Annotated in this window: 19 protein-coding genes and 2 pseudogenes; 8 read left to right on the forward strand and 13 right to left on the reverse strand. The window is 48.5% G+C overall.

From position 1 onward, the window contains the following. Positions 1 to 134 precede the first annotated feature (134 nt). A pseudogene (locus ATN88_RS27220) lies at positions 135 to 1686 on the forward strand (BCCT family transporter). 88 nt (positions 1687 to 1774) lie between these two features. Then, a complete protein-coding gene (locus ATN88_RS10985) occupies positions 1775 to 2779 on the forward strand; it encodes a GlxA family transcriptional regulator (protein WP_067415468.1) in 1005 nt (334 codons plus the stop codon). A gap of 47 nt (positions 2780 to 2826) precedes the next feature. Here the strand turns inward: ATN88_RS10985 and ATN88_RS10990 are convergent, their stop codons facing one another. The 7 genes from ATN88_RS10990 to ATN88_RS11020 form a co-directional block, all read right to left on the reverse strand. Then, positions 2827 to 4014 carry a TauD/TfdA family dioxygenase gene (locus ATN88_RS10990; RefSeq protein ID WP_067415471.1) on the reverse strand — a complete coding sequence of 396 codons (1188 nt, stop codon included), beginning with the start codon at positions 4012 to 4014 and terminating at the stop codon, positions 2827 to 2829. A gap of 224 nt (positions 4015 to 4238) precedes the next feature. Further along, on the reverse strand, positions 4239 to 4559 hold the full coding sequence (locus ATN88_RS10995; RefSeq protein ID WP_067415474.1) for an amphi-Trp domain-containing protein: 321 nt from the start codon (positions 4557 to 4559) through the stop codon (positions 4239 to 4241). A gap of 11 nt (positions 4560 to 4570) precedes the next feature. Then, on the reverse strand, positions 4571 to 5860 hold the full coding sequence (locus ATN88_RS11000; RefSeq protein ID WP_067415477.1) for a metallophosphoesterase family protein: 1290 nt from the start codon (positions 5858 to 5860) through the stop codon (positions 4571 to 4573). 5 nt (positions 5861 to 5865) lie between these two features. Next, positions 5866 to 6549, reverse strand: coding sequence for a histidine phosphatase family protein (locus tag ATN88_RS11005; protein ID WP_067415481.1), 684 nt, complete (start codon positions 6547 to 6549; stop codon positions 5866 to 5868). Between the two features lie 61 nt (positions 6550 to 6610). Beyond that, a complete protein-coding gene (locus ATN88_RS11010; RefSeq protein WP_067415485.1) occupies positions 6611 to 7702 on the reverse strand; it encodes an HprK-related kinase B in 1092 nt (363 codons plus the stop codon). Then, positions 7699 to 8595, reverse strand: coding sequence for a GAK system ATP-grasp enzyme (locus ATN88_RS11015; RefSeq protein WP_067415487.1), 897 nt, complete (start codon positions 8593 to 8595; stop codon positions 7699 to 7701). The genes ATN88_RS11010 and ATN88_RS11015 overlap by 4 nt, the downstream gene beginning before the upstream one ends. Beyond that, complete coding sequence (locus tag ATN88_RS11020; RefSeq protein WP_067415489.1) at positions 8588 to 10234, reverse strand: phosphotransferase family protein; 1647 nt, start codon at positions 10232 to 10234, stop codon at positions 8588 to 8590. Before ATN88_RS11020 ends, ATN88_RS11015 begins: the two co-directional genes overlap by 8 nt. Before the next feature lie 426 nt (positions 10235 to 10660). Between ATN88_RS11020 and ATN88_RS11025 the strand changes: the two genes are divergently transcribed. From ATN88_RS11025 to ATN88_RS11035, 3 genes are read left to right on the forward strand one after another with little or no spacing between them, the layout of a single operon-like run. Further along, positions 10661 to 11419, forward strand: coding sequence for an amino acid ABC transporter substrate-binding protein (locus ATN88_RS11025; RefSeq protein WP_067415490.1), 759 nt, complete (start codon positions 10661 to 10663; stop codon positions 11417 to 11419). 2 nt (positions 11420 to 11421) lie between these two features. After that, on the forward strand, positions 11422 to 12093 hold the full coding sequence (locus tag ATN88_RS11030; protein ID WP_067415493.1) for an amino acid ABC transporter permease: 672 nt from the start codon (positions 11422 to 11424) through the stop codon (positions 12091 to 12093). Then, positions 12090 to 12824 (forward strand): amino acid ABC transporter ATP-binding protein, encoded by a 735-nt coding sequence (locus tag ATN88_RS11035; protein ID WP_067415496.1) that lies wholly within the window; start codon positions 12090 to 12092, stop codon positions 12822 to 12824. The genes ATN88_RS11030 and ATN88_RS11035 overlap by 4 nt, the downstream gene beginning before the upstream one ends. A 92-nt stretch (positions 12825 to 12916) precedes the next feature. On the opposite strand, the gene ATN88_RS28900 is transcribed toward ATN88_RS11035, so the two are convergent. The 3 genes and pseudogenes from ATN88_RS28900 to ATN88_RS11045 form a co-directional block, all read right to left on the reverse strand. Continuing rightward, a complete protein-coding gene (locus ATN88_RS28900; RefSeq protein WP_408607701.1) occupies positions 12917 to 13774 on the reverse strand; it encodes an FGGY-family carbohydrate kinase in 858 nt (285 codons plus the stop codon). A gap of 26 nt (positions 13775 to 13800) precedes the next feature. Further along, positions 13801 to 14366 (reverse strand): annotated as a pseudogene (locus tag ATN88_RS28905) (FGGY family carbohydrate kinase); the annotation flags it as partial. A 129-nt stretch (positions 14367 to 14495) separates the two neighbouring features. Beyond that, positions 14496 to 14846, reverse strand: coding sequence for a cupin domain-containing protein (locus ATN88_RS11045; RefSeq protein ID WP_067415499.1), 351 nt, complete (start codon positions 14844 to 14846; stop codon positions 14496 to 14498). Between the two features lie 169 nt (positions 14847 to 15015). Between ATN88_RS11045 and ATN88_RS11050 the strand changes: the two genes are divergently transcribed. The 3 genes from ATN88_RS11050 to ATN88_RS11060 all read left to right on the forward strand — a co-directional run bounded on the left by ATN88_RS11050 (position 15016) and on the right by ATN88_RS11060 (position 18673). Next, complete coding sequence (locus tag ATN88_RS11050) at positions 15016 to 15555, forward strand: glutathione peroxidase (protein ID WP_067415504.1); 540 nt, start codon at positions 15016 to 15018, stop codon at positions 15553 to 15555. A 285-nt stretch (positions 15556 to 15840) separates the two neighbouring features. Continuing rightward, complete coding sequence (locus tag ATN88_RS11055; protein WP_067415506.1) at positions 15841 to 16992, forward strand: Na/Pi symporter; 1152 nt, start codon at positions 15841 to 15843, stop codon at positions 16990 to 16992. 244 nt (positions 16993 to 17236) lie between these two features. Further along, complete coding sequence (locus ATN88_RS11060) at positions 17237 to 18673, forward strand: MFS transporter (RefSeq protein WP_232313108.1); 1437 nt, start codon at positions 17237 to 17239, stop codon at positions 18671 to 18673. A gap of 22 nt (positions 18674 to 18695) precedes the next feature. On the opposite strand, the gene ATN88_RS11065 is transcribed toward ATN88_RS11060, so the two are convergent. Genes ATN88_RS11065 through ATN88_RS11075 form a run of 3 tightly spaced genes read right to left on the reverse strand, consistent with a single transcriptional unit; the run spans position 18696 to position 20513 of the window. Beyond that, the gene (locus tag ATN88_RS11065) at positions 18696 to 19463 is read right to left on the reverse strand and encodes an ABC transporter permease (RefSeq protein ID WP_067415512.1); all 768 of its coding nucleotides are present in this window, start codon (positions 19461 to 19463) and stop codon (positions 18696 to 18698) included. Then, positions 19463 to 20083: an ABC transporter ATP-binding protein gene (locus ATN88_RS11070; RefSeq protein ID WP_067415514.1), complete on the reverse strand. Its 621-nt coding sequence runs from the start codon at positions 20081 to 20083 to the stop codon at positions 19463 to 19465. Before ATN88_RS11070 ends, ATN88_RS11065 begins: the two co-directional genes overlap by 1 nt. Beyond that, entirely contained in the window at positions 20076 to 20513 is a 438-nt protein-coding gene (locus ATN88_RS11075; protein ID WP_083539469.1) for an acyl-CoA thioesterase, read from the reverse strand. The genes ATN88_RS11070 and ATN88_RS11075 overlap by 8 nt, the downstream gene beginning before the upstream one ends. Positions 20514 to 20585: the final 72 nt, after the last annotated feature.

Raw genomic sequence — 20585 nt, forward strand, 5'->3', positions numbered from 1 at the left:
AGGATTTGCTGATGTCGTCAAACTCTCAGGACGGTTTTGAAGCCGCTGAAACGATGGCTTTTAAAGCAGAAAGACTTGCCCAAGCCGGGCTGTTTAAAGGTATGCATAAAGGCATGACGATAGTGTCGTCAATCATGGTGCTTTTATTCGTGGCTTTTACGGGCTTCAACACCGACCTAGCCGGGAAGGTATTTGGCAGTGTTCGGTCTTGGATAGAAGTAACATTTGGCTGGTACTACATGGTCACCATCGTTTTTTTGATTGTCGTGTGTACCTTTATTGTTTTTAGTCGGTTCGGTAGCGTGCGATTAGGTGATGATGACAGCCGGCCAGATTTTAGTAACTTCGCTTGGTTTTCAATGCTTTTTTCAGCGGGCATAGGAATAGGGATACTGTTCTTTGGGGTTGCTGAACCCATTTTCTACCTCGACAACAGCGGCGCGTTTGGTTATCCGAATAACCCTTATGCTGACTTGGATGGCGCAGAAGCACTTGGATACGATCGCGCGGTTGATGCGCTTAGAGTGACCTTCTTCCACTGGGGTTTTCACGGCTGGGCCGTTTATGTCATTGTTGGTATGTCGCTGGCCTATTTTGCATATAGAAAAAAACTCCCCCTAGCGTTGCGTTCTGCACTTTATCCCTTTATCGGTGATCGTATATATGGGCCGATTGGGCACATTGTCGATATTTTCGGTGTGTTGGGTTGCGTGTTTGGTGTGGCAACCTCCCTGGGATTAGGCGTGAGTCAAATGTCTGTCGGGCTTGAAAGACTGGTAGGGATCAGTTCTGGCACCTTTACTCAACTCACCTTGATTGCGCTCATTACGCTCATTTCTGTTTTATCTGCTGTCTGGGGTGGGTAAGGGCATTCGAATCATCTCCCAATGGAACATTACTGTCTCGGTTGTTGTGGTGGGTCTTTTTCTCTTTGCGGGGCCGACGAGCTGGGTGTTAGGGCTTTTTGGTGTTGCTGTCGGGGATTATCTCACTAGCTTTATTCAGATGGGGCTTTGGTTTCCTGAAGAAGAAGGTCCGGCGAAATGGCAAAACGGTTGGACGGTGTTCTATTGGGGATGGTGGATTGCTTGGGCACCGTTTGTCGGCGTGTTTATTGCCCGCATTTCTCGTGGCCGAACGTTAAGAGAGTTCGTGATTGGCGTGCTCCTTGTACCGACGGCAATCATCTTTATTTGGTTGGGTATCTTTGGTGGCACGGCACTTTATCAAGAGTTAACCGCCAGCACTGGAGTTGGTACTGCAGGGCTTATTGATTTGGTGAATGCGTGGAATTTGCCTGAGGCGTTATTCGCCAGTGCTGACGGAATTTTTGGCGTCGGTGCATTAGGTTGGATTGTTTCCGCCATGATGGTATTTCTGCTCATGAGTTGGTTTGTCACGTCTTCAGATTCGGGCATTGTGGTGTTAACGACCATTTTGTCGCTGGGGAATGAAGAACCGCCAAAAACCTTCCGTGTCTTTTGGGGGGTGGTTGTTGGCTTGGTTGCCGGTGCCTTGTTAGTCGCAGGTGGCCTGAGTGCGCTACAAACCGCCAATATTGCGGCGGCGTTGCCTCTTAGTTTGGTGATTATTCTGATGACACTAGGGGTGCTCAAATCACTTTTTAATGAAGTGAGTGGCTTGGGGACAGGAGGCAAAAGTGACACGCCATTCGTCAAAGATTAAACAATTTTTTACGAATGGCTGAGCAACGTATGGCTAAGCTTTGGAGAGACGGCAACAAAGGATTGTCGTCTCTTCTCTAGGAGAGCCAATGCAAACGTCGCCATCCTCATCTCAAAATATGCAAAGACCGCTTGTCGCTGATGATGACGGCGTTTTCACCGTCTCTTTTTTGCTGTTACCTGAATACGCAATGGTGTCCTTGCTTTCTGCTATCGAACCGTTGCGGATTGCAAACAGACTGGCGGGTAAGACGCTGTTCCGGTGGCAGTGTTTTAGTGAAGATGGGGAGTCGGTTTTGGCCAGCAATGGTTTGGCACTTCAAGCGTCGATTCCTATCAATACTGCTGAAAAGCCGCGCAACCTTTTCGTTAACGCGAGTTTTCACCCAGAAAAGCACCTTTCCGAACAATCCGTTAAATGGCTGCGTGAACTCAATCGACGCGGTTCTATGGTGGGCGCGTTGGATACGGGTTGCTATTTGTTGGCAAAGGCGAAGCTTTTAGACGGCTTCCCAATCACCCTGCATTGGGAAGCCAAACCGTCCTTTCAAGAACGCTACCCTGAACTTGAAATCAGTGATGAGCTTTTTGAAATTCAGGGCAAACGCGTGACTTGTGCCGGTGGTACGGCCGCAACTGATATGATGCTGCATCTTATCGACACCTATTTTCAGTCAGAATTGGCTATTTTAGTGTGCGAGCAATTGATCAAAAATACGGTCAGAAACCAAGCCGACCCTCAACGCATCAGCCAAGTTGAAAAGCTTAAAATTCACCATCCAAAAATCGTGAAAGCACTGGAATTAATGGCTTCGAATATCGAAAGCCCGCTCACCACGTCAGAACTCGCAGACCGCTTGTCTGTTTCGGTTCGTCATCTCGAACGACTGTTCTTGCAGCACTTGTCTTGCTCTCCGTCCACGCACTATTTGCGGTTGCGGGTAGAACATGCGCGCTACCTCTTGTCAGATTCAGGACTCAGTATCGCGGACATCGCCCTTGCTTGTGGCTTCTGTTCTACGGCGCATTTCAGTCGTCGTTATCGGGCACTTTATGGCACGACCGCCAGCCAGTACCGCTCAGGGATTGAATAGCGTTTACGTGGTTTGCTCGCACCTTCTTCGATTCTCTAGTCCTGCACCTAACCAAGCGTATCCCTTTCCAGCACTCGGATCCGAGAAAGCAGTTCGTCCCGGTCTATGTAACAACCCTGTAAGTGTCTAGAGCCCGTTTTGAGGTCGAATGCATTACGTGCGTGTAAAACCCGACGATTATCAAAGACGATGAGTTCACCACTATTGAGGCGATGAAAAAACTGAAACCTTTCTTCTCGGGTTAACTGAATAAAACGGCGATACGCTTTATACAACGCGAGCGTTTGATGTGCAGGTACATCGATAGGTCCTCTGAGAAAGTTAGCAAGACGAACCTCAACGATTTGGTGATTTTCGTCGACGACGATGGCTGTCCCTCTAAAACGATAATCGCTGTGTTGGTCTTTGTTGTAAAAGGACATGGGAATACTGGATAAGCTGGCAAATTCATCTGGGTAATACTCACGCATGTGTTCGGCGATCTTGAAACCATCGACCAAAATGGATTCACCGCCCTCAGCATCGTTGATCAAGCAATGCAAAAACTGCAGGCCGGGCTGCAGCTCTCTGGTCGGTAAATCCGTGTGCAAAGGTAAACGCAAGTCGGTATAGGCGGCACTGTTTGCATCAGCTTTGGCTTGCACATTAAAGATAGTGCCAAAGTTCGTTTCCCTGATAAAAGAGATCCGGTGTGCCACTTTGATGAGGGTATTTGGCGCGCAATCCACGTCTGTAACCAGTGCGATGCCATAGTCACGTAAGTCTCGCAGCCAAGTTAATAGGTGCTGATCGCTTTGCAGAATGTTGAGATAGGTGTTGGTGGGCAGAGTTTGGTTGATCGCCTCTTTATCCCACACTTTTGCCCGCCACTGTTTGGCTTCACGTGCGCTTTCGCTATAGCAATGGCTGTATAACCAGCCTGGATGATATTGGCTGATGTGGTCAGCATAGTCCCACTTTATCACCAGTCGATTATCCTCGGAGAAATAGGCTTCGAGCGGTCGGATGGTCTCAGGTACATCGCAAATTTCAAAGACCTGCTCTCTGGTGAGCGTGGCGATACATTCTGAACAATGGCAATTGTCTCGAAGCCAGAGGTAATGGTATTCACTCTCATGACCGTTATCCCAAACGATAAAAAGTGACTCGCTTCCTACGCGGAGGTTGAGAGGAAGATGCTTGATGGGGTAGGGGGTAAATGACGCAATTTCTGAATGAGTGCTGGTTACTGTCATCGTACATTCCTAGTATTTACTTCAAAAAGCTGACTTCAAAAAGCTGGTCTCAAAGTGCTGGCTTCAAAGCCCTTGCTTCAATGAGAGTGACGTTTTTAAGCATCTTATGATGAGAATGCAGGATTTCCGTGATACGTAGTCGACGTTATATTGCACCAATCCGACATCTCGTGTGGCGCAGCAAGGGGAATGACGTTTAATTGTGTGGAAGGTGACGCGGGGTTTTAATCTCCCGCAATCACTTTGATTTGAGGCTCTTTATCTTCGACAACAAACGGGTCTTGCCATGACACTTCAAACGCAAACTGGTTATGACCATTTTTCTTTTGTGCTCTGAGTTTGAAATGCATCAAGCCGTCGGGTTGCATGATGATGTCGCCGTTCTCGTCCGAGAAGGTCAACTCACCGCTTTTAAGCCCGTCCGCAACAGAGCGGAGCATATCTGCCAGCATGTTGTTGTCTTGCAGTGATTCATGGCGAAATTTCTTCTTACCACTTTGCATCATGAACGAAAGCTCTGATGTATTCACACTGTTCTTAGCCATGGTTTCTGTCCTTATTTTTCTTCTTGTGGGGAGAACACTTTGATCTTGGAGTGATCACTGCTGATACCAGTGATCGTGCCTTGGGGCTCAATCAAGGTGGCACCAAATCCTTTGCTTTTTAGCCCTTCCTTTCGGCGCGAGTTACAGTCCAACGTAATGTCACACTCGAAATGCAGAAGGTTTTTCCTCATGGCGATTCGCTGACCGCGATGCAGGTTTCTGTGTCCGTGCACAATGGCAAGAATGCCGGCACGACGCGCAGATTTGCTGCCGATGGGCGTCAATGGCATATCCACACTGCGGTATTTGGTGCGGATCATGCTCGACAAAGGACCATAGTAAAACTCAAAGGGGTTACCCAATATCTGTCGTCTAAATTCTTTGTTGATATAGCCAGTTCCGTGCTGCTCCAGCATTGCAGCGGTGCGGTCATCAATACCTGCATGAGTAAAGAGCAGGGAGCCTTTGCGCATGACCAAACGTAGCCGTTGGAAGAACCAGTAAAACTCACCACCTTTTTCCATAAAGAGCGATTGCCAGCAACGTGCCGCGGCGTAAGCCTCCCGAACCGTAAGCCCTTCTTTTTCACAAACTTGAGCAAAGCGTTTGGACTTGTAATGAATTTTACGGACTTCTCTTTCGACCACGTTATTTGGCATCGACCATTTCGCGAGATCTGGAAATTGTTCCCACCAACTATCAGAAGGCAGCATGGCGTCCAAACAGGTTTGCTTGTCGGGAGTTTGGTTCATCGCGCCATCATGCGACAGGTATTCGTCTTTGATTTCACGAAGGAAGGGAACCGCTTTTGCACCCATACGAATGAAGAAGTGGCCGTTGCGTGGGTCATCGGTCATATCCACACTCGTCATGCCGAATAAGACGCGAATATCGTGGTTTCCTGCCAACAGGCGGACACGAGCGCGTTTTTTGAAAAGCAGTTTGAGTGCTCTGAGTAACGCGAGATTACTTGGACCTTTATCGAAGAAATCACCGCCGAATACGAAAGTGGCGGATTTACCAAAAGGTGTCAGTGAGAAATCGTCACTGCCTTCTTTTTTCTCAATACCGCCAGAGGCTACCAAGGATGCCCAAAAGGCATCGGCATCCGCGTGGAGATCGGTGATGAATATGATGGGGCGTTTGGGCCATTTCCAACTTTGTTTGGCAACCCAGTTTCGAATCGCAGGCTCTAATGCCTTTTTCCCTTTTTTGCGCTGACGAAGTGCATGTTTATTACCACTCAGCCAGCTTACGCGCTCCTGCGCCAGCGTGGCATCGATCTGCTTGTAAAGTCCCATTCCGGTTAATCCATTTCCTTTTGTCCTTTCGAGCGGGGTTTCCATTCCCCCGCGATGTGCTGCCAGGCTCCGCCCGCTTTACGACAAAAAAAGATGGGTTTTGCATGGTACATACTGCGTGCTTTCGCTTCGTCTAAGGACAGAATACCGAGATGGAACATGGCATGACGAAACGACGCGCCGTGTCCGAAGAACACGGGCAGCAACTCAGAGTCTGAGGTATGAAGAACGTCAGTGATGTAATCCGCTACCCGCTGTCCCGCTTGCAACAAAGATTCCGCGCCTGGGTAGGGTAAACGGTAATGACTGTCTGATTTCCAGTTATCTGGAGGTGTTGGGTAGCGAGGGTCAGACGACAATGCGCGATTGATTTCTTCAATCGTGAGATTAGCCATTGAGCCCACGGAGCGCTCACCAAGTGCATATGTCTCCACAGGCTTCTCACGAAAGCCTAGCTCAGCACCGGCCAAAGAGGCGGTTTGCCAAGCGCGTAATGACGCAGAACTGTGCAAAGGAAATTGCACCTTAATGATTTTGTCTTGGCAGAATTGGGCGATGTAACCTGCACACTGCTTTGCTTGCGCTTCCCCTTCTGGCGTTAGCGCATAAGGTTGGTTAGCACTTGGCGTGTCTGGGATTTGGTAATAATCACCATGACGAACAATCGCGAAATATTGGATTTGACTCATTGTTCCTCCACGGTGATTTCGTGTGCTTTGGTTGATCTCACTTGAATCGTTCTCGTCGACACTAGCGCGTTAGCGTTAAGCAAAATGCGCTCAAAGCTTTGAAATCAACGCCGCCAGATACCTCAATAACTTCAATATCTTGAAGGAGATTTAAATATAGCTCTGGATTCGGTTTTTCGACATCAGTGAGAAAAGAGCCATCTTTTCGCTGATAAAACGGGCCGGAAGGCTTCATGATGGCGTCGAGCAACTCGAGTTTGTCCGCGATTTTTACGCGCTCAATGCGAGTGGGAGAGGTATCTTTGTGTGACCACTTCAGCACGATGAAATGGCTCAGCGAGCCTTGATTGCTGATTTTGTTCTTACCAAAACAGGCTTCGATGTCTGTGTCGTACTTTTCTTCTAGCTGCCACAGTGCATCTTTATCCATGCTCAAATAATGGTTATGGGCGTCATCCGTTAACAAAGAAAAAAGGTGCGAGTTGTTGACGATAGTGCCGGGATTAATGCGCGGAAGCTTTGGCACGCCACGGGCGATCACTTGGCCTTTCCCTGCTTTTAAGAACAAGCGATCGTTGGAAAGAAACGCCAGACCCGGTTCACTGAGAAGGTGAAGCATACTGGTTGACTTTCCACCACCTGAGAATCCCGCGAAGGCAATGGCTTGCTCGCCATTGGTCAATGCGGCAGCATGACAAATAAGCCAATCGCCTTGCTGCAAGGCAGTCATGTACTGGTTATTGATGAAGTTAATCACCTGATTCGGATTGGCTTCACAAGGGCCTGCGGCGATGCGGGTGCCTTGGCTTTGCAGAAATACCATACCTGTGCGCACTTTTCGGATCAGGCGGCCACCTTGCAAGTCGAACCACGCATCTTTTCGTCCTTCTTTGCCCGGCTCGCGCTGCCAGTCTTGCCAAGTAATGGGAAGCTCGGGTTCTGGTGATTCGATGGCAAGAATGTCGATGTTGTTTTTGCACGTCTCTGCCGTTACCCAGTTTGCGAAATAGGTTTGTAGCTCAGCAAGCAGGGTAGACGAGTTAGTTTTTACCGTGATCGTCAAATCTGGCAGCGCAAGTGTTAACGTGTCGTCCAGTAACACTGTCCCTTCAGTCAGATGCTGAGTGACGTCTGACACAGAGAAGGCGTTCATGCTGTCGCCTCCAATTTTTCCAGCACATAATCGACATATCGTTTTGCTGTATCAATGCCGATGCCTTCTTTCGCGCCTCTGAACCCGCCAAACGCGGAGACTTCAAAAACGATGGGGCCGATTTCAGATTCGGCGACATCTACAGTCGTAAAGTCCATATTGAACGGTTCTTGAGCCCGTGTTGCCAGCTCAATGATCTCATCGGAAGGTGTGTAAGCTTCATACTTGCCGCCACTGTTGATGGTGGTGTTCCAAGAATCGCTTTGAGCAACGCGGGCATACGTGCCAAGGTATTCGCCACCGAGGAAAACCATTCCAAGATCTTTGCCGGGCAAAGACAGTTTCTTCTGGATATACATGACTTGATGCTCGGCTTTAAAGTGTTCGATTTCTTCACGAAGTACCGCGTCATTGTCATTATCTTTAATTACGCACATGCCACGCGCTTTGGTCGAATACAGCGGCTTAAACACGGTTTCGCCATAGGCTTTTACCGCATCCACAGCTTCGTCGATGGATTCGGTAATCGTGGTTGGCGGCATGGGAATATCGTGATTGCGAAGCGTTACTGTGCAGCTTAGGCGGTTAATCAGTCGAAGAATGTTCTCTGCGCCGCTGAATACTTGCACGCCTTGCGCTTCCAAAATGCGTAAGATTTCTAAGCGGTCCAACGTACTTGGGCTGTAGGTTTCGCTGATTTTTTTGACGATCACGGCGTCAAATTCGCTCAGGTTGATGTCACCTACCCGAACTTGGCGGGTATCGAGGTCCAAACATACGTCTGCCATATCAACAACGGTACGTCTGCCAGTCTTCACGTGTACGGCATCTGCCAATACTTCAGTTGACCACTTGCCTGGCAATCCAATGACGGCAATGTTTAATTCACTCACTGAAAATCTCCCTGATATTTAGCCGATACTGTTCGGCCTCATCTGCATTGAGTGTCGAAAGTTGGCGCAGTAAATACTGCGCGCGTAAATAGAGTCGTTTCGCGATATTCGGGTCGAAGATAAAGCGGGTAGAGGTGATAAATGAGCGAGCCAATCCGATCGCCAAGCGCACGTTAAACGTCTTATCGCCGCGTTTTTTAGCGAACGCATCCATTAACTCGTAGAAAGCGTTAATCTGCGAATTGATGCGTGCCCGGCTGTCTGCATCCATGGCTTGCAAGCGATAGTTTGACACCATGAATACAGAAACATCCTGCACATAGTCCATGTAGGTAGAACGGTGTAGGTCGATAAATCGGATCCGACTGTTCTGCTCATTGAATAGAATATTGTCGACGTTGAAATCGCCGTGGATAAAGACGCTAAACGTCGGAGGTAGGGCATCTTCCAGTTTTTCGACTTTTTGCATTAATCCATCGAGCGTATCGATCGCATAGCTACAAACTTGGCTTTTTCCTTCTTCAAACTGCGGGTGCAATTCATAGACTGACGAAAGACGCTTGCGTGTCTGTGCCATAAAGTTTGCCCGTACAGATTCGCGCTTACGGGTTTCATCCCAAATTGCCGTCAGCGTTTTTGCTAATGCTTCGATGGCACGTGTTCTTAACTCAGGTGAGCCTTTCAACACGATATGGTCGAACGTTTGCCCGTCTAAATGCTCAATCAAGAGGGCGGCCAGATCGCCTTTCTTTTTGTAGGTTAGAATTTGTGGCGCGACACCCGGATAAATCCGGTGCCAGCTTTCTACGCCGTCTCTTTCTTCCCGAAGCTTTTTCTGTTCACCGTCTTTATAAATCGCAAGGTGAGGTTTACGAGATTTCGTTTTCTCGCGCATTGGCAAACTGACCGCGCTGATGCCGCTACCAGAGCGCGTCTCTGCGACCGGGCAAATATCAAGGTTCGCGACATTTTGGATTTGCGTGTACTCGCTCATGGCCTCTTCCATGACGCTAAAACGCTGCATATCGATGGTTTGACCGAGCTGGCTAGAAAGAATCGACTCGCCAATCGTCAGCAGTACCTCTCCCATTTGCTCAAAAATGTGCGCGATGAAAAGACCCGTGATCAGCTCTTCCGTGTTTTTGCGCTTCTTGAGTTGTTCTGTTTTGTTGGAAAGCAGCGATTGATAGAGTCGATTGAGCTTGCTCTCAGCGCGTCCCAGCTTGAGCGCTTGGTTTGCATCGTTATGCAGAAGGGCTTTGTCGATGACAGGGATGCTTTTTATCACGCGGCGCAAGAGCGGTCGATAGACGTCAAGAGGCAGGTCGTGCTGCTCGGGTAATCGGCGAGTTTGCAGTACACAGTCACGGGTTAACTCTGTTAGCCGATCTAAATAGCCAGCAATGTCTGAAATGGCGCGAGCACGCACCGCATCAGACGGCGAATTATCCGCCGCATAAGCCATGCTTCTGTTTTGAATTCGTTGTCTGAGGTTATAGGCGTAGCCGCTTCTATCCAGAATCCCCTGTGCTTTTACTTTGTTTTCCGTCAGTAAATAGCTATCAAGCTTCTCAAGAAGCGCCGTGACTTCTACCAACAAGAACTTGAGGTTTTCTTTTATGGGCTCAGGCAGAGACATAAGGCATCCGTGTCGTATCTCTAAACTGTCTTATTTCTTATATAGATATGCAGTCAATGTAACATGTTGAAACATTTAATCATCAAAAATGATACAGGCTGGATTTTTTTGCGGGTGATGTCTTTTTATTCATTTTTTATGCAAAAAACGTATTTCTATTAGGGGATTAGAATCCAAGAAATTGACACTATCAGGCGTGGCGGTGATTGGAGTGGGTAATGAATCATTATGATGTGCTAGAAAATGAAAGGTTACATTGACCAATATTTGGTCAATAAATAGACGCTATCGCTATTAATCCTAAATTATTTAATGAGTTGTGGCGTATACATTACGATTGCAGAGCATTACATAGATCTTTTTGTTATTTATCACAAAAAAAGACCTGAGTTAGATTGGGGGCAACAGAATAAAGGAGTAACAACAATGCCTTCAATGAAAAACCTTTTGGTTGCGACACTCGCTTTGGCAACCAGTGTGACATCGACTGCTGCGCTATCCCAAGAAGATATCAAAGTGGGCATGTCTGGACGCTACTTCCCATTCACCTTTGTAAAAATGGATGAGTTACAGGGGTTTGAAGTTGATGTGTGGAATGAGATTGGCAAACGTGCAGATTACGATGTCGAGTTTGTCACTGCCAACTTCTCTGGCCTTTTTGGCATGCTAGAGGCTGGACATATTGATACGATCAGTAACCAAATCACGATGACCGATGCGAGAAAGGCAAAATACGCATTTTCGGTTCCCTATGTGATTGATGGTGCGCAAGTTGTGGTTCGTAAAGGTCGAGAAGACATAGAAAGCATCGATGACTTAAAAGGCAAAAAAGTTGCTGTGAATCTGGGCAGTAACTTCGAGCAATTGCTGCGTAACTACGACAAAGCCAATGATATAAACATCATTACGTATGACTCTGGCTTCGAGCAAGATGTGGCTCTGGGTCGCACAGATGCCTTCGTGATGGACCGTGTTTCGTCCGCGCAACTGATTAAGAAATCGGGCTTGCCATTGCAACTGGCAGGACAACCGTTTGAAACCATTCAGAACGCAATGCCATTCTTGAACACGCCAGAAAAACTGGCTATCAAAACCAAAGTAGACAAAGCACTGAACGAGATGAAAGCTGACGGCACCCTGAGCGAAATCTCCGAGAAGTGGTTTGACTCTGACATCACCCAGTAACCATGGGTTTCGATTTAAATTACATGCTGGCGTTGTTCCCAATACTGCTGAAGTATCTGGGAATAACGCTGGAGATGTCCTTGGTCGGCTTTGCGGCAGCACTGGTTCTGTCAGTGTTGTTAGCCCTAGTTCGGGTGTTTAAGGTCAAGGTGCTTGATGCATTTGTGGTGGTATATATTTCCTTCTTCCGAGGAACACCACTGCTGGTTCAGCTCTTCTTGCTTTACTACGGCTTACCGCAAGTCTTTCCAATTTTCGTCGGTATGGATGCGTTCACTGCAGCTGTATTGGGTTTATCACTTCACTTCTCTGCGTATATGGCAGAGAGCATTCGCGCTGCGATTCTTGGCATTGACAAGAGTCAGATGGAGGCGAGCCTGAGCATCGGCATGACCAAGCTTCAGGCAATGAGACGCATAATCTTGCCGCAGGCAGCCCGCGTGGCGACACCATCATTGATGAACTATTTCATCGACATGATCAAAAGTACGTCGCTGGCGTTCACTTTGGGTGTGGCGGAAATCATGGCAAAAGCCCAGATGGAAGCATCATCGAGCTTCAAATTCTTTGAGGCGTTTTTGGCGGTAGCCTTGATTTACTGGCTGGTGGTGATTGTCTTCACCCAAGTGCAGTCAGTGCTTGAAGGCAGATTGAACAGGGCATACGCAAAATGATTGAGATTCGAAACCTGAGCAAACGCTTTGGTGACGCTGAAGTCCTGAAGCATATCGACCTTGATGTGAAGCAAGGTGAAATCGTGGTGATTATCGGCCCATCGGGCACAGGCAAATCAACGCTGCTGCGATGCCTGAACTTTTTGGAGTCGCCTACAACCGGTGAAATCCAAATTGGTGGAGTAAAGCTTGATGCAAAAACGGCGTCAAACGCGGACATTTACCAACTGCGAAAACAAAGCAGCTTTGTGTTTCAAAACTACGCGCTATTTGCCAACAAAACGGCATTGGAAAACGTGGCGGAATCATTGATCACGGTTTGGAAAGAGCCAAAGGACAATGCCTTTGTCACGGCAGAGAAACTTCTGAACAGCGTCGGAATGGAAGCGCATTTAAACAAATACCCCGCACAGCTATCTGGCGGTCAGCAGCAGCGCGTTGGTATAGCGCGAGCGATGGCGTGTAAAGGTGAGGTGATTTTGTTTGATGAGCCGACATCTGCACTTGACCCAGAGTGGGTTGAAGAAGTCCTAGCAGTGATGAAAGAGCTCGCCGCGAAACGTCAGACCATGATTGTGGTGACTCACGAAATGCAGTTCGCCCGTGACATTGCCGATAAAGTTATCTTCATGGAAGGTGGCGTGATCGTAGAACAAGGCCCTCCATCGCAGATCTTCGGTAATCCGCAAAATGAACGTACTCGTGCGTTTGTGGCGAGAGCGGTGCATTAGCAGTTACGCAATGCGTAAATAAGACCTGGTTCCCCCTAGGCGAAAAAAGCCAGCGAATATGCTGGCTTTTTCTTTTCCCAAAAAGTGCAGGCTTAAAACAGGGGTTTTAACTGCTGATACAGAGCTTGGTATGTCGCCCGTTTGCTGCGGTAATACGCCATCTTGGTGACATCAGGTTGATGTTCTTGAACCAGTTCGGGTTCTGGGCAGGCATCTTGGAAAGAGATACCGTTGCTAACGCCTAGCATCGCAAGTCTTGCTGCACCAAGGGCAGGACCGACGTCGCCTCCTTTTCGATAAACCAGCGGACGCTCTACTATGTCAGCTAGCATTTGACGCCAATACGCACTGCGCGCGCCACCACCAATCAATGACACCGTGTCTGGCTCAGTGCCTGTTATATGCAGCGCATCAAATCCATCTGCAAACGCAAAGCCGACACCTTCCAATACGGCTTTGGCGAGCTCCAATTTAGTCGTCGCGTGTGTCATACCGAAAAAGACGCCTTTGGCATTCGGATCGTTATGCGGCGTTCGTTCACCCGACAGATAAGGCAGAAATATCACTGAAGAGGCTGGATCGGCGTTGGCTTCGACGTGGTCGAGCATTTCTCCCACATCATCAAATCCCGCTAATTCAGTCACCCATTGCAGGCAAGATGCGGCACTCAGAATGACGGACATGGTGTGCCACGTATCAGGCAGTGCATGACAAAAACTGTGAAGTGCAGATTCTGGGTTTGAGGTAAAACCATCACTCACGGCGAAATACACACCTGACGTGCCAAGTGACAGCATGGCTTGCCCCGGTTGGGTGATGCCAACGCCAATTGCGCCCGCTGCATTGTCTCCGGCTCCCGCGACGACAGGAACAACAGGGATATTCCAAGCATCTGCAATCTCCTGGAGCAAGTAACCCGTGGTTTGGTTCCCTTCACAAAGTTCTGGCATATGATGAGAGAAAGGCCGGTTGCGTTTAGAAGGCTGTCATCCCAATCCCTGTTTTTCACATCTAGCCAAAGTGTTCCTGCTGAGTCGGACATGTCAGAGGCGAATCGCCCTGTCATTTTGTAGCGAAGATAATCTTTCGGCAGCAACACCTTATCGACTTGTTGGAAAATAGTGGCTCATGGTTAGCGACCCACTTAAGCTTTGGTGCGGTGAAACCCGGCATCATAATGTTACCGGTGATGCTGCGACTATCGGGGACTGCTCGCTCTAGCTCTTCGCATTCCTTCGCACAACGTCCGTCATTCCACAAGATCGCCGGACGCAGCACATTACCTTCGATATCCAGCAGGGTTGCGCCATGCATCTGACCTGAGAAGCCAATGGCTTTTGCGGCATTCAAATCGACAGATTTGCTCAATGCAATCATGGCATCACACGTTGCCTGCCACCATTCCGCAGGGTCTTGCTCAGACCACAATGGAGCAGGTCGGTAGACATTCAACGGCTTGGTCTCCGTCGCCACGATTTCACCCGAATCCAACATGGCAATCACTTTGACGCCGGACGTTCCTAAATCAATGCCTATGTACATACTTTCACTCCTTGAACTTATGTTCAGGGTAGTGCAGTCGAGCTTGCGTTTCGACGCCTAATCCACTGAATCCGTATCAGTAATGATAACCGAGCATCGAATGCTACTTAATTGATCAAAACGGATAGCCTATGGCTTCAGCTCAATCTCAAGCAGAGTGATTTGGGTATCACCGATGTTGATTACGTTATGTGTCGCTGCAGGGACATACAATGTCATCCCTTCTTTAAACGTAATGGTTCGGGTTGGTTTTGAACTGTCAGCAGGCACGATTTTGGCTGTGCCGCCTTCAAGAACGTATACCACGCGATAAGGGTAGTCATGACCATGCATACCTGACTCTGTGCCAGGTGGATAGGTATGGCGCACCGCCATAACAGCATCGTTTTCGAGAAGGTGGTCGGTGGTGCTTTTTATCTCGGTTTCCAGTGCAAAGGCGGATAACGAGAATGTGACGAGAAATAATAGAAGCGTTCGCATGGCGTGAGTCCTTTCGAGGTGTGAAGCCACCAGCCTAGCGAGAAGGCAATCAGAACCCAAGTCATCCCATAAATTCTGAGATCGGCTTCCCCTCACCAAAAATGAATTGATCGTCTCGACGCAAGTTCGAGTAAAGATTACTGGATGCCAGAGATTGGGAGAGCGAAAGATGTTGAAGCTAATGACGAGTGCGGCGGCACTGATGCTCAGTGTTGATGCGATGGCGGCAGACTGCCCTGCGATACTCGACAGCACACAAAGAAAGTTGAATTCGACGGAAATGGTCAATCTTTGCGAGTCGTTTAAAGGCAAAACGCTGCTGGTGGTGAACACGGCCAGTCAGTGCGGATTCACCTCCCAGTTTTCAGGATTGGAGGCTCTCTATCAAATGTACAAAGCCGACAACTTCGCGGTGGTGGGTTTTCCATCCAACGATTTTAACCAAGACAGAGGCGATGAAAGTCGTTCTGCAAAGGTCTGCTATCTCGATTACGGTGTGACGTTTCCCATGTTGTCACGCAGTGCTGTCAAAGGCACAAACGCGAATCCAGTTTTTAAGGAAATCATTAAAGCCTCTGGCGTCGAGCCAAAATGGAATTTCTACAAGTACCTCATTACCCCTGATGGGAAGGTCGTTGCCACGTTCCCAAGTTCGGTCGCACCGCAATCTGAAACGCTACTTGGCATGATTGAGCAGCACATTCGATAGCCACATCACTGAATCTCCCCAACAAATTTTCCTTCGCTTGCTTCATCAAGTGAGGGGGACGATTGACCTGCCATTGATGATAAAAATCCTTCGCACTCTAAGAGTGTTTCGGGTTTTTCATGCAGCCAATTCCATCATCAAAAGCGAAAAAGTTTATAGTGAATCAAAAAAATTGCCATTTTGGTCAATAAATGTTCATTTGAAGTGTCGCGGTAATATAACTGTAATATTGCGTTCATAGGATTTGCATCGAACTGAAATTATTTATTAGTCAGGAAGTGAGTTATGAGCATCCAATCCGATGCAATGCAGCGACCACAATCAGATGCCCCTAAACGTGCAACCCAGTGGGCAGCACTAATCGCCATGCTTTATCTGCTACTGGTATCAGTATCGATGATCGGCAGTGGTTTCAAATGGGCAGCAGGCGAGCAAGCCAAAGAGCTGTTTGAGTTTGCATCTAACCCTGTTGCTGGGTTGATGATTGGTATCGTAGGTACCGCACTCATCCAGTCTTCAAGTACTGTAACGGCAATCATCGTCGGCTTAGTGGCAGGTGGTTTGCCAGTATCAATGGCGATTCCTATGGTGATGGGTGCCAACGTTGGCACAACAGTAACCAACACCTTGGTGAGTCTTGGTCACGCCCGCTGTAAGGATGAATTCCGACGCGCATTTACCTGTGCAACGGTTCATGATTTCTTCAACTTGATCGCCGTGATGATCTTCCTGCCTTTGGAAATGATGACGGGCATGCTGGCGAAAATTTCAGCTTGGTTGGTTTCTCCACTGAGTCACGCTGACAACCTCAGCATGAAGAGCCTGAACTTCATCAAACCTATCACCAAACCTGTTGTTAACGGTGCCAAATCTATTTTCGAAATTTTCCCGGGTAACTTTGGTGGTGTGGCACTGGTTCTGTTCGGCATCCTGATGGTGATTATCGCTATTACCTTCATGGGCAAGCTGATGAAGAAGCTGATGGTCGGCAAAGCACGCGAAGTGCTGAATGGCGCGATTGGTCGCGGTCCTATTCACAGCATTGCGTCTGGCACGCTAGTGACGATTCTGGTTCAATCTTCTTCAACAACGACAAGTTTGGTCGTGCCTTTGGTAGGGACAAACGTGCTGAGTGTGCGTCAGGTTTACCCGTTCACCTTGGGCGCAAACATCGGTACCTGTGTGACTGCGTTGCTCGCAGCTACTGCGGTAACCGGGCCAAACGCTGTATTCGCGCTGCAGATTGCGCTTGTGCACCTGACTTTCAATGTTCTGGGTATTTTGGTTATTTTCGGCATTCCATTCCTGCGTGAACTGCCATTGAAATGCGCGGAGCTGCTGGCTGACTACGCAGTGAAGACCAAGTTGGCTGTTGCGGGTTACCTTGGCGTCGTGTTTGTGGCTCTGCCGGGTCTAGTGCTCTCAGTGTCCTCATAGGCGAATTTTTATCTCCCCAGTTCGAAAGGTCCTGCTTGTCAGGGCCTTTTCTTTTTTCCGGTGTCCATGAATTCTGAAACAGAAGTGAGAAAGCAGCAGGTGTGTGGCTGACTACACTGGCTGTGTTCTATGTCGTTTCAGATGAAAGAGGGATTCCGCCATCGAAACTCTCACTGGCAACCCAGAGCCTCGCTACCAAACCGTTAAAACCAAGTTAGTGTACAAGCTCGATAAACCGCGGAGTGTGCAAAAGTACATTGATGAAGCTCCCGTGTGGCGAGATGGCACACCGACACCACGCATCCCAATGACTGCGATGCAGTGGCGTATATGGCTATTGGCGTCCGCGGGGAAGTTTTTTGAGGGGATGGTGGTGTTTATGACGGGTGTGGCATTGCCGCTCATCGAGCTGGATTTTCAGCTCTCACCCAGCGAAAAAGGCCTGGCCAGTGCGGCAACGCTAACGGGCATTCTTTTCGGGGCTTCATTGCTTGGCGGATTGGCTGACAGTGTTGGTCGAAAGCGTATGTTCATCGTCGAGATGCTGCTGTTCACTGTGTTTCTGACTGGTGTTGTGCTTGCGCCAAGCTTTCTATGGTTATTGGTTTTCCTCTTGGGTGTCGGGTTAGCATTGGGCTGTGATTACCCAACGGCACATTTGATGCTCTCCGAAAGTATTCCCAGTAAAAATCGGGGTCGATTGGTGCTCAGTGCATTTGGTTTTCAAGCCATCGGAGCATTAACGGGCGTTTTAATTGGCTACGGAATTTTGTCTTACAGTGCTGATGCACACGCATGGCGATGGATGTATGCAGTGGTGCTGTTGCCTTCAATTGTGGTGCTTATCCTTCGTTTCTTCATACCAGAAAGCCCGCACTGGTTTATTGATAAGCACCGTAAGCAAGACGCGGAAAAATCGCTCTCAGTTTTGCTTAAGCGTGACCCGCCGTATCCACCGACCATCAATATTAAAATGCCCGTGATGAAACAGGCATCTACAGAAGACAAGAGTGCTGAGCCAGCGGGGTATCAGCTTTTGTTTAGCAAGCATCGTCGAGCCACGATGCTCGCGTCCATTCCTTGGTTCTTGCAGGACCTGTCGACCTATGGGATAGGGATTTTTACACCGACGATTTTGGTTACCTTATTCGGGGCATATAACACAGAGCATCACACCGTTGCTGCGGTTATTCAAAACGATCTGTTAGCGGCGAAAGGGACGGCATTTCTCGACTTGTTTTTGCTCGTTGGGATTGTCGTTGCGGTGATATTTACAGACAGGCTTGGCAGAATAAAGCTTCAAATCGTTGGTTTTATTGGCTGTTCAACGGGGTTGCTTCTAGCGATGTTTTCACTGTTTTTCGACGGTGACGGTCAACTTCTCATGCTGTTTGCGGGCTTTATCTTGTTTAACTTCATGAATAGCATGGGGCCAAATGCACAGACGTATCTTATTGCTGGCGAAGTGTTTCCTTCCAAAATCAGAGGGAAAGGGGCGGGATTTGCGGCTTCCTTCGCCAAGCTCGGTGCCATCATTACAGCGTTTTTGTTTCCTATTGCCTTAGCATCTTGGGGCGTGGAAATTTTGCTGCTGATGTTGATTGTCACCTCCATGCTGGGCGCGTGGGTGACGTGGAAATTGAGGATAGAAACGTCGGGGAAAGACCTCGAAACCTTGTAAGACTCCGAGGTCTCGTTAAGGCTTATTTCAATTGTCCGTAATCATCAATAATCGCTCGGCTTGAAAGCCAAAGGGTGGTGGAAACGGATAAGGTGACACTGATAAATATCGCCACCATGATCACCAACTGGTATTTCACCGCCAACAAGGGTGATGTACCACCGAGGATTTGACCTGTCATCATGCCCGGCAGTGCAACAATGCCAAGGGTACTCATGGAGGCCAACGGTGGTCTTAACGCGGCTGTCATAGCTTCTTTGAAAAAGGGCTTGGTCGGTTGTGGTGTTCCAAGAGCAACGTAATATTGCAGCTCTGCATGGCGTGTTTTTAACGCCGAAAAGAAACGCTCGATGGCCAGTACATTCGCGGTTAACGCATTCCCTAACAACATGCCTGCAATGGGGATCAGATACTGTGCTTGCCACCAAGGATCCGCTTGAATAACGCCAATAGTTAGCAAAGGCAAAATAAACAGCATGGCAACGAGTTGCCCGATAAAGATCGGAGTCAGCAAGCTTTTACGATTGACGCCAGATTGCTTGCAAATAGTCCAACTCGCCACACACATCATCACCAAAAGCCAAGCGGTATTTAGCCAGATGTTGGCGAAATCAAAGAGTGTCTGAAGGTATAAACCCACCACTGCGAGCTGCAGTGTCATTCGAGTGACAGATGAAATCAGATCTTTGCTCAGACCAAGGCTAAAGCGCTGGAACAGAAACAGTGGAATAAGAAAAGCCAGATACAAGCCAGCCAATGCCCAATTGCTGATGTTCAATGCCTCGTTCATCAGGATCCTCCCATCACGAAGGATTGCGTCGCGCTCTCTACCCAAACGGGATCATGAGAAATAGAAATTCGAATCGTCGGTTTATCTGCGAGAAGTGCAATAAGGTTGTCGCGACTGTCTGCATCTAACGCCGATGTGGGTTCATCCATCAACCAAATGGGCTTATCCAACAAAAGCGCGCGAGCAATTGCGACGCGCTGTTTTTCCCCGCCAGAGAGTGTGTTGATTTCTGTGTCGAGCGCGTGCTTGAGTCCTAACGCGTGAAGGACATGTTGTGCGACATCGACGAGGAACGTCGATTTCACCGCACCCAATGCCCAGGGCAATTCGAGTGCGCCTTGAAGTGTTTCTGCTCCCATTACAGGTTCTTGCGGCAAGTAACAAAACTGGCTACGCCACCAGGCAAAGTGAGCAGGTTCAATTTCTCGACTTTGCCAGCTCATCGTCCCTTCTTTTGCAGGCTGTAGCGCGGCGATAACTTTTAGAAGGCTGGACTTTCCGCAGCCTGATGGGCCGGTGAGCACAAAGTGGTTACCTTCAGTAAGGTCTGCCGACAACGTGGGCACGCCGTCGGGAGAAAACGCTGAGCGGAGTTGTACGAGGGAGAGTATGTCAGCCATCGGATTTCACGTAGTTCTGCAAACCATCAAGGGTGTGTGCGGGAATAGGCGCACTCTTTCCGGTCTTGAAATCACAATACACAATTAACGCCTCTCCTTCGGCGACGCAACGTGCTTGTTGATGGCTAAAAATCTGATATTTCATGGTGTACTTTTTTTCTTGAATATCTTCTACCCAAGTCACTGTGGTAATTGTGTCGGGATAAACGAGCGGCGCACGGTAGTCGCAGCGCGTGGAAGCGACGACAGGGCCGATTTGTGTGCTTTTCACTTCGTTGAAGACATCAAGTTTTTCCAACATCACGACGCGAACATCTTCGAAATAGCGAAAATAGACGGTGTTGTTGATGTGTTGGAAGGCATCCATGTCATTCCAGACGATGTTCTGGGTTTGAGAGAGCGGGTAGTTGTCGAAAAGCGTCTTATCCATTAGGGCTTTCCTTGTTTTTATTGTTGAGTGCTATGGTGACACGGCAAAACAGCCACGTCACCGAAGCGATGA

Origin of the sequence: Enterovibrio coralii (genome assembly GCF_001559595.1) — a bacterium.
GTDB classification, from domain to species: Bacteria; Pseudomonadota; Gammaproteobacteria; order Enterobacterales; family Vibrionaceae; genus Enterovibrio; species Enterovibrio coralii.

Coding starts and splice junctions, on each gene's coding strand:
- ATN88_RS11075 (WP_083539469.1), bottom strand. CDS start 20,513: ATGGATAAGACGCTTTTCGACAACTACCCGCTCTCTCAAACCCAGAAC.
- ATN88_RS28900 (WP_408607701.1), bottom strand. CDS start 13,774: ATGCCAGAACTTTGTGAAGGGAACCAAACCACGGGTTACTTGCTCCAG.
- ATN88_RS10985 (WP_067415468.1), top strand. CDS start 1,775: ATGCAAACGTCGCCATCCTCATCTCAAAATATGCAAAGACCGCTTGTC.
- ATN88_RS10990 (WP_067415471.1), bottom strand. CDS start 4,014: ATGACAGTAACCAGCACTCATTCAGAAATTGCGTCATTTACCCCCTAC.
- ATN88_RS11055 (WP_067415506.1), top strand. CDS start 15,841: ATGAGCATCCAATCCGATGCAATGCAGCGACCACAATCAGATGCCCCT.
- ATN88_RS11065 (WP_067415512.1), bottom strand. CDS start 19,463: ATGAACGAGGCATTGAACATCAGCAATTGGGCATTGGCTGGCTTGTAT.
- ATN88_RS11045 (WP_067415499.1), bottom strand. CDS start 14,846: ATGCGAACGCTTCTATTATTTCTCGTCACATTCTCGTTATCCGCCTTT.
- ATN88_RS11025 (WP_067415490.1), top strand. CDS start 10,661: ATGCCTTCAATGAAAAACCTTTTGGTTGCGACACTCGCTTTGGCAACC.
- ATN88_RS11000 (WP_067415477.1), bottom strand. CDS start 5,860: ATGGGACTTTACAAGCAGATCGATGCCACGCTGGCGCAGGAGCGCGTA.
- ATN88_RS11050 (WP_067415504.1), top strand. CDS start 15,016: ATGTTGAAGCTAATGACGAGTGCGGCGGCACTGATGCTCAGTGTTGAT.
- ATN88_RS11005 (WP_067415481.1), bottom strand. CDS start 6,549: ATGAGTCAAATCCAATATTTCGCGATTGTTCGTCATGGTGATTATTAC.
- ATN88_RS11030 (WP_067415493.1), top strand. CDS start 11,422: ATGGGTTTCGATTTAAATTACATGCTGGCGTTGTTCCCAATACTGCTG.
- ATN88_RS11070 (WP_067415514.1), bottom strand. CDS start 20,083: ATGGCTGACATACTCTCCCTCGTACAACTCCGCTCAGCGTTTTCTCCC.
- ATN88_RS11020 (WP_067415489.1), bottom strand. CDS start 10,234: ATGTCTCTGCCTGAGCCCATAAAAGAAAACCTCAAGTTCTTGTTGGTA.
- ATN88_RS10995 (WP_067415474.1), bottom strand. CDS start 4,559: ATGGCTAAGAACAGTGTGAATACATCAGAGCTTTCGTTCATGATGCAA.
- ATN88_RS11010 (WP_067415485.1), bottom strand. CDS start 7,702: ATGAACGCCTTCTCTGTGTCAGACGTCACTCAGCATCTGACTGAAGGG.
- ATN88_RS11035 (WP_067415496.1), top strand. CDS start 12,090: ATGATTGAGATTCGAAACCTGAGCAAACGCTTTGGTGACGCTGAAGTC.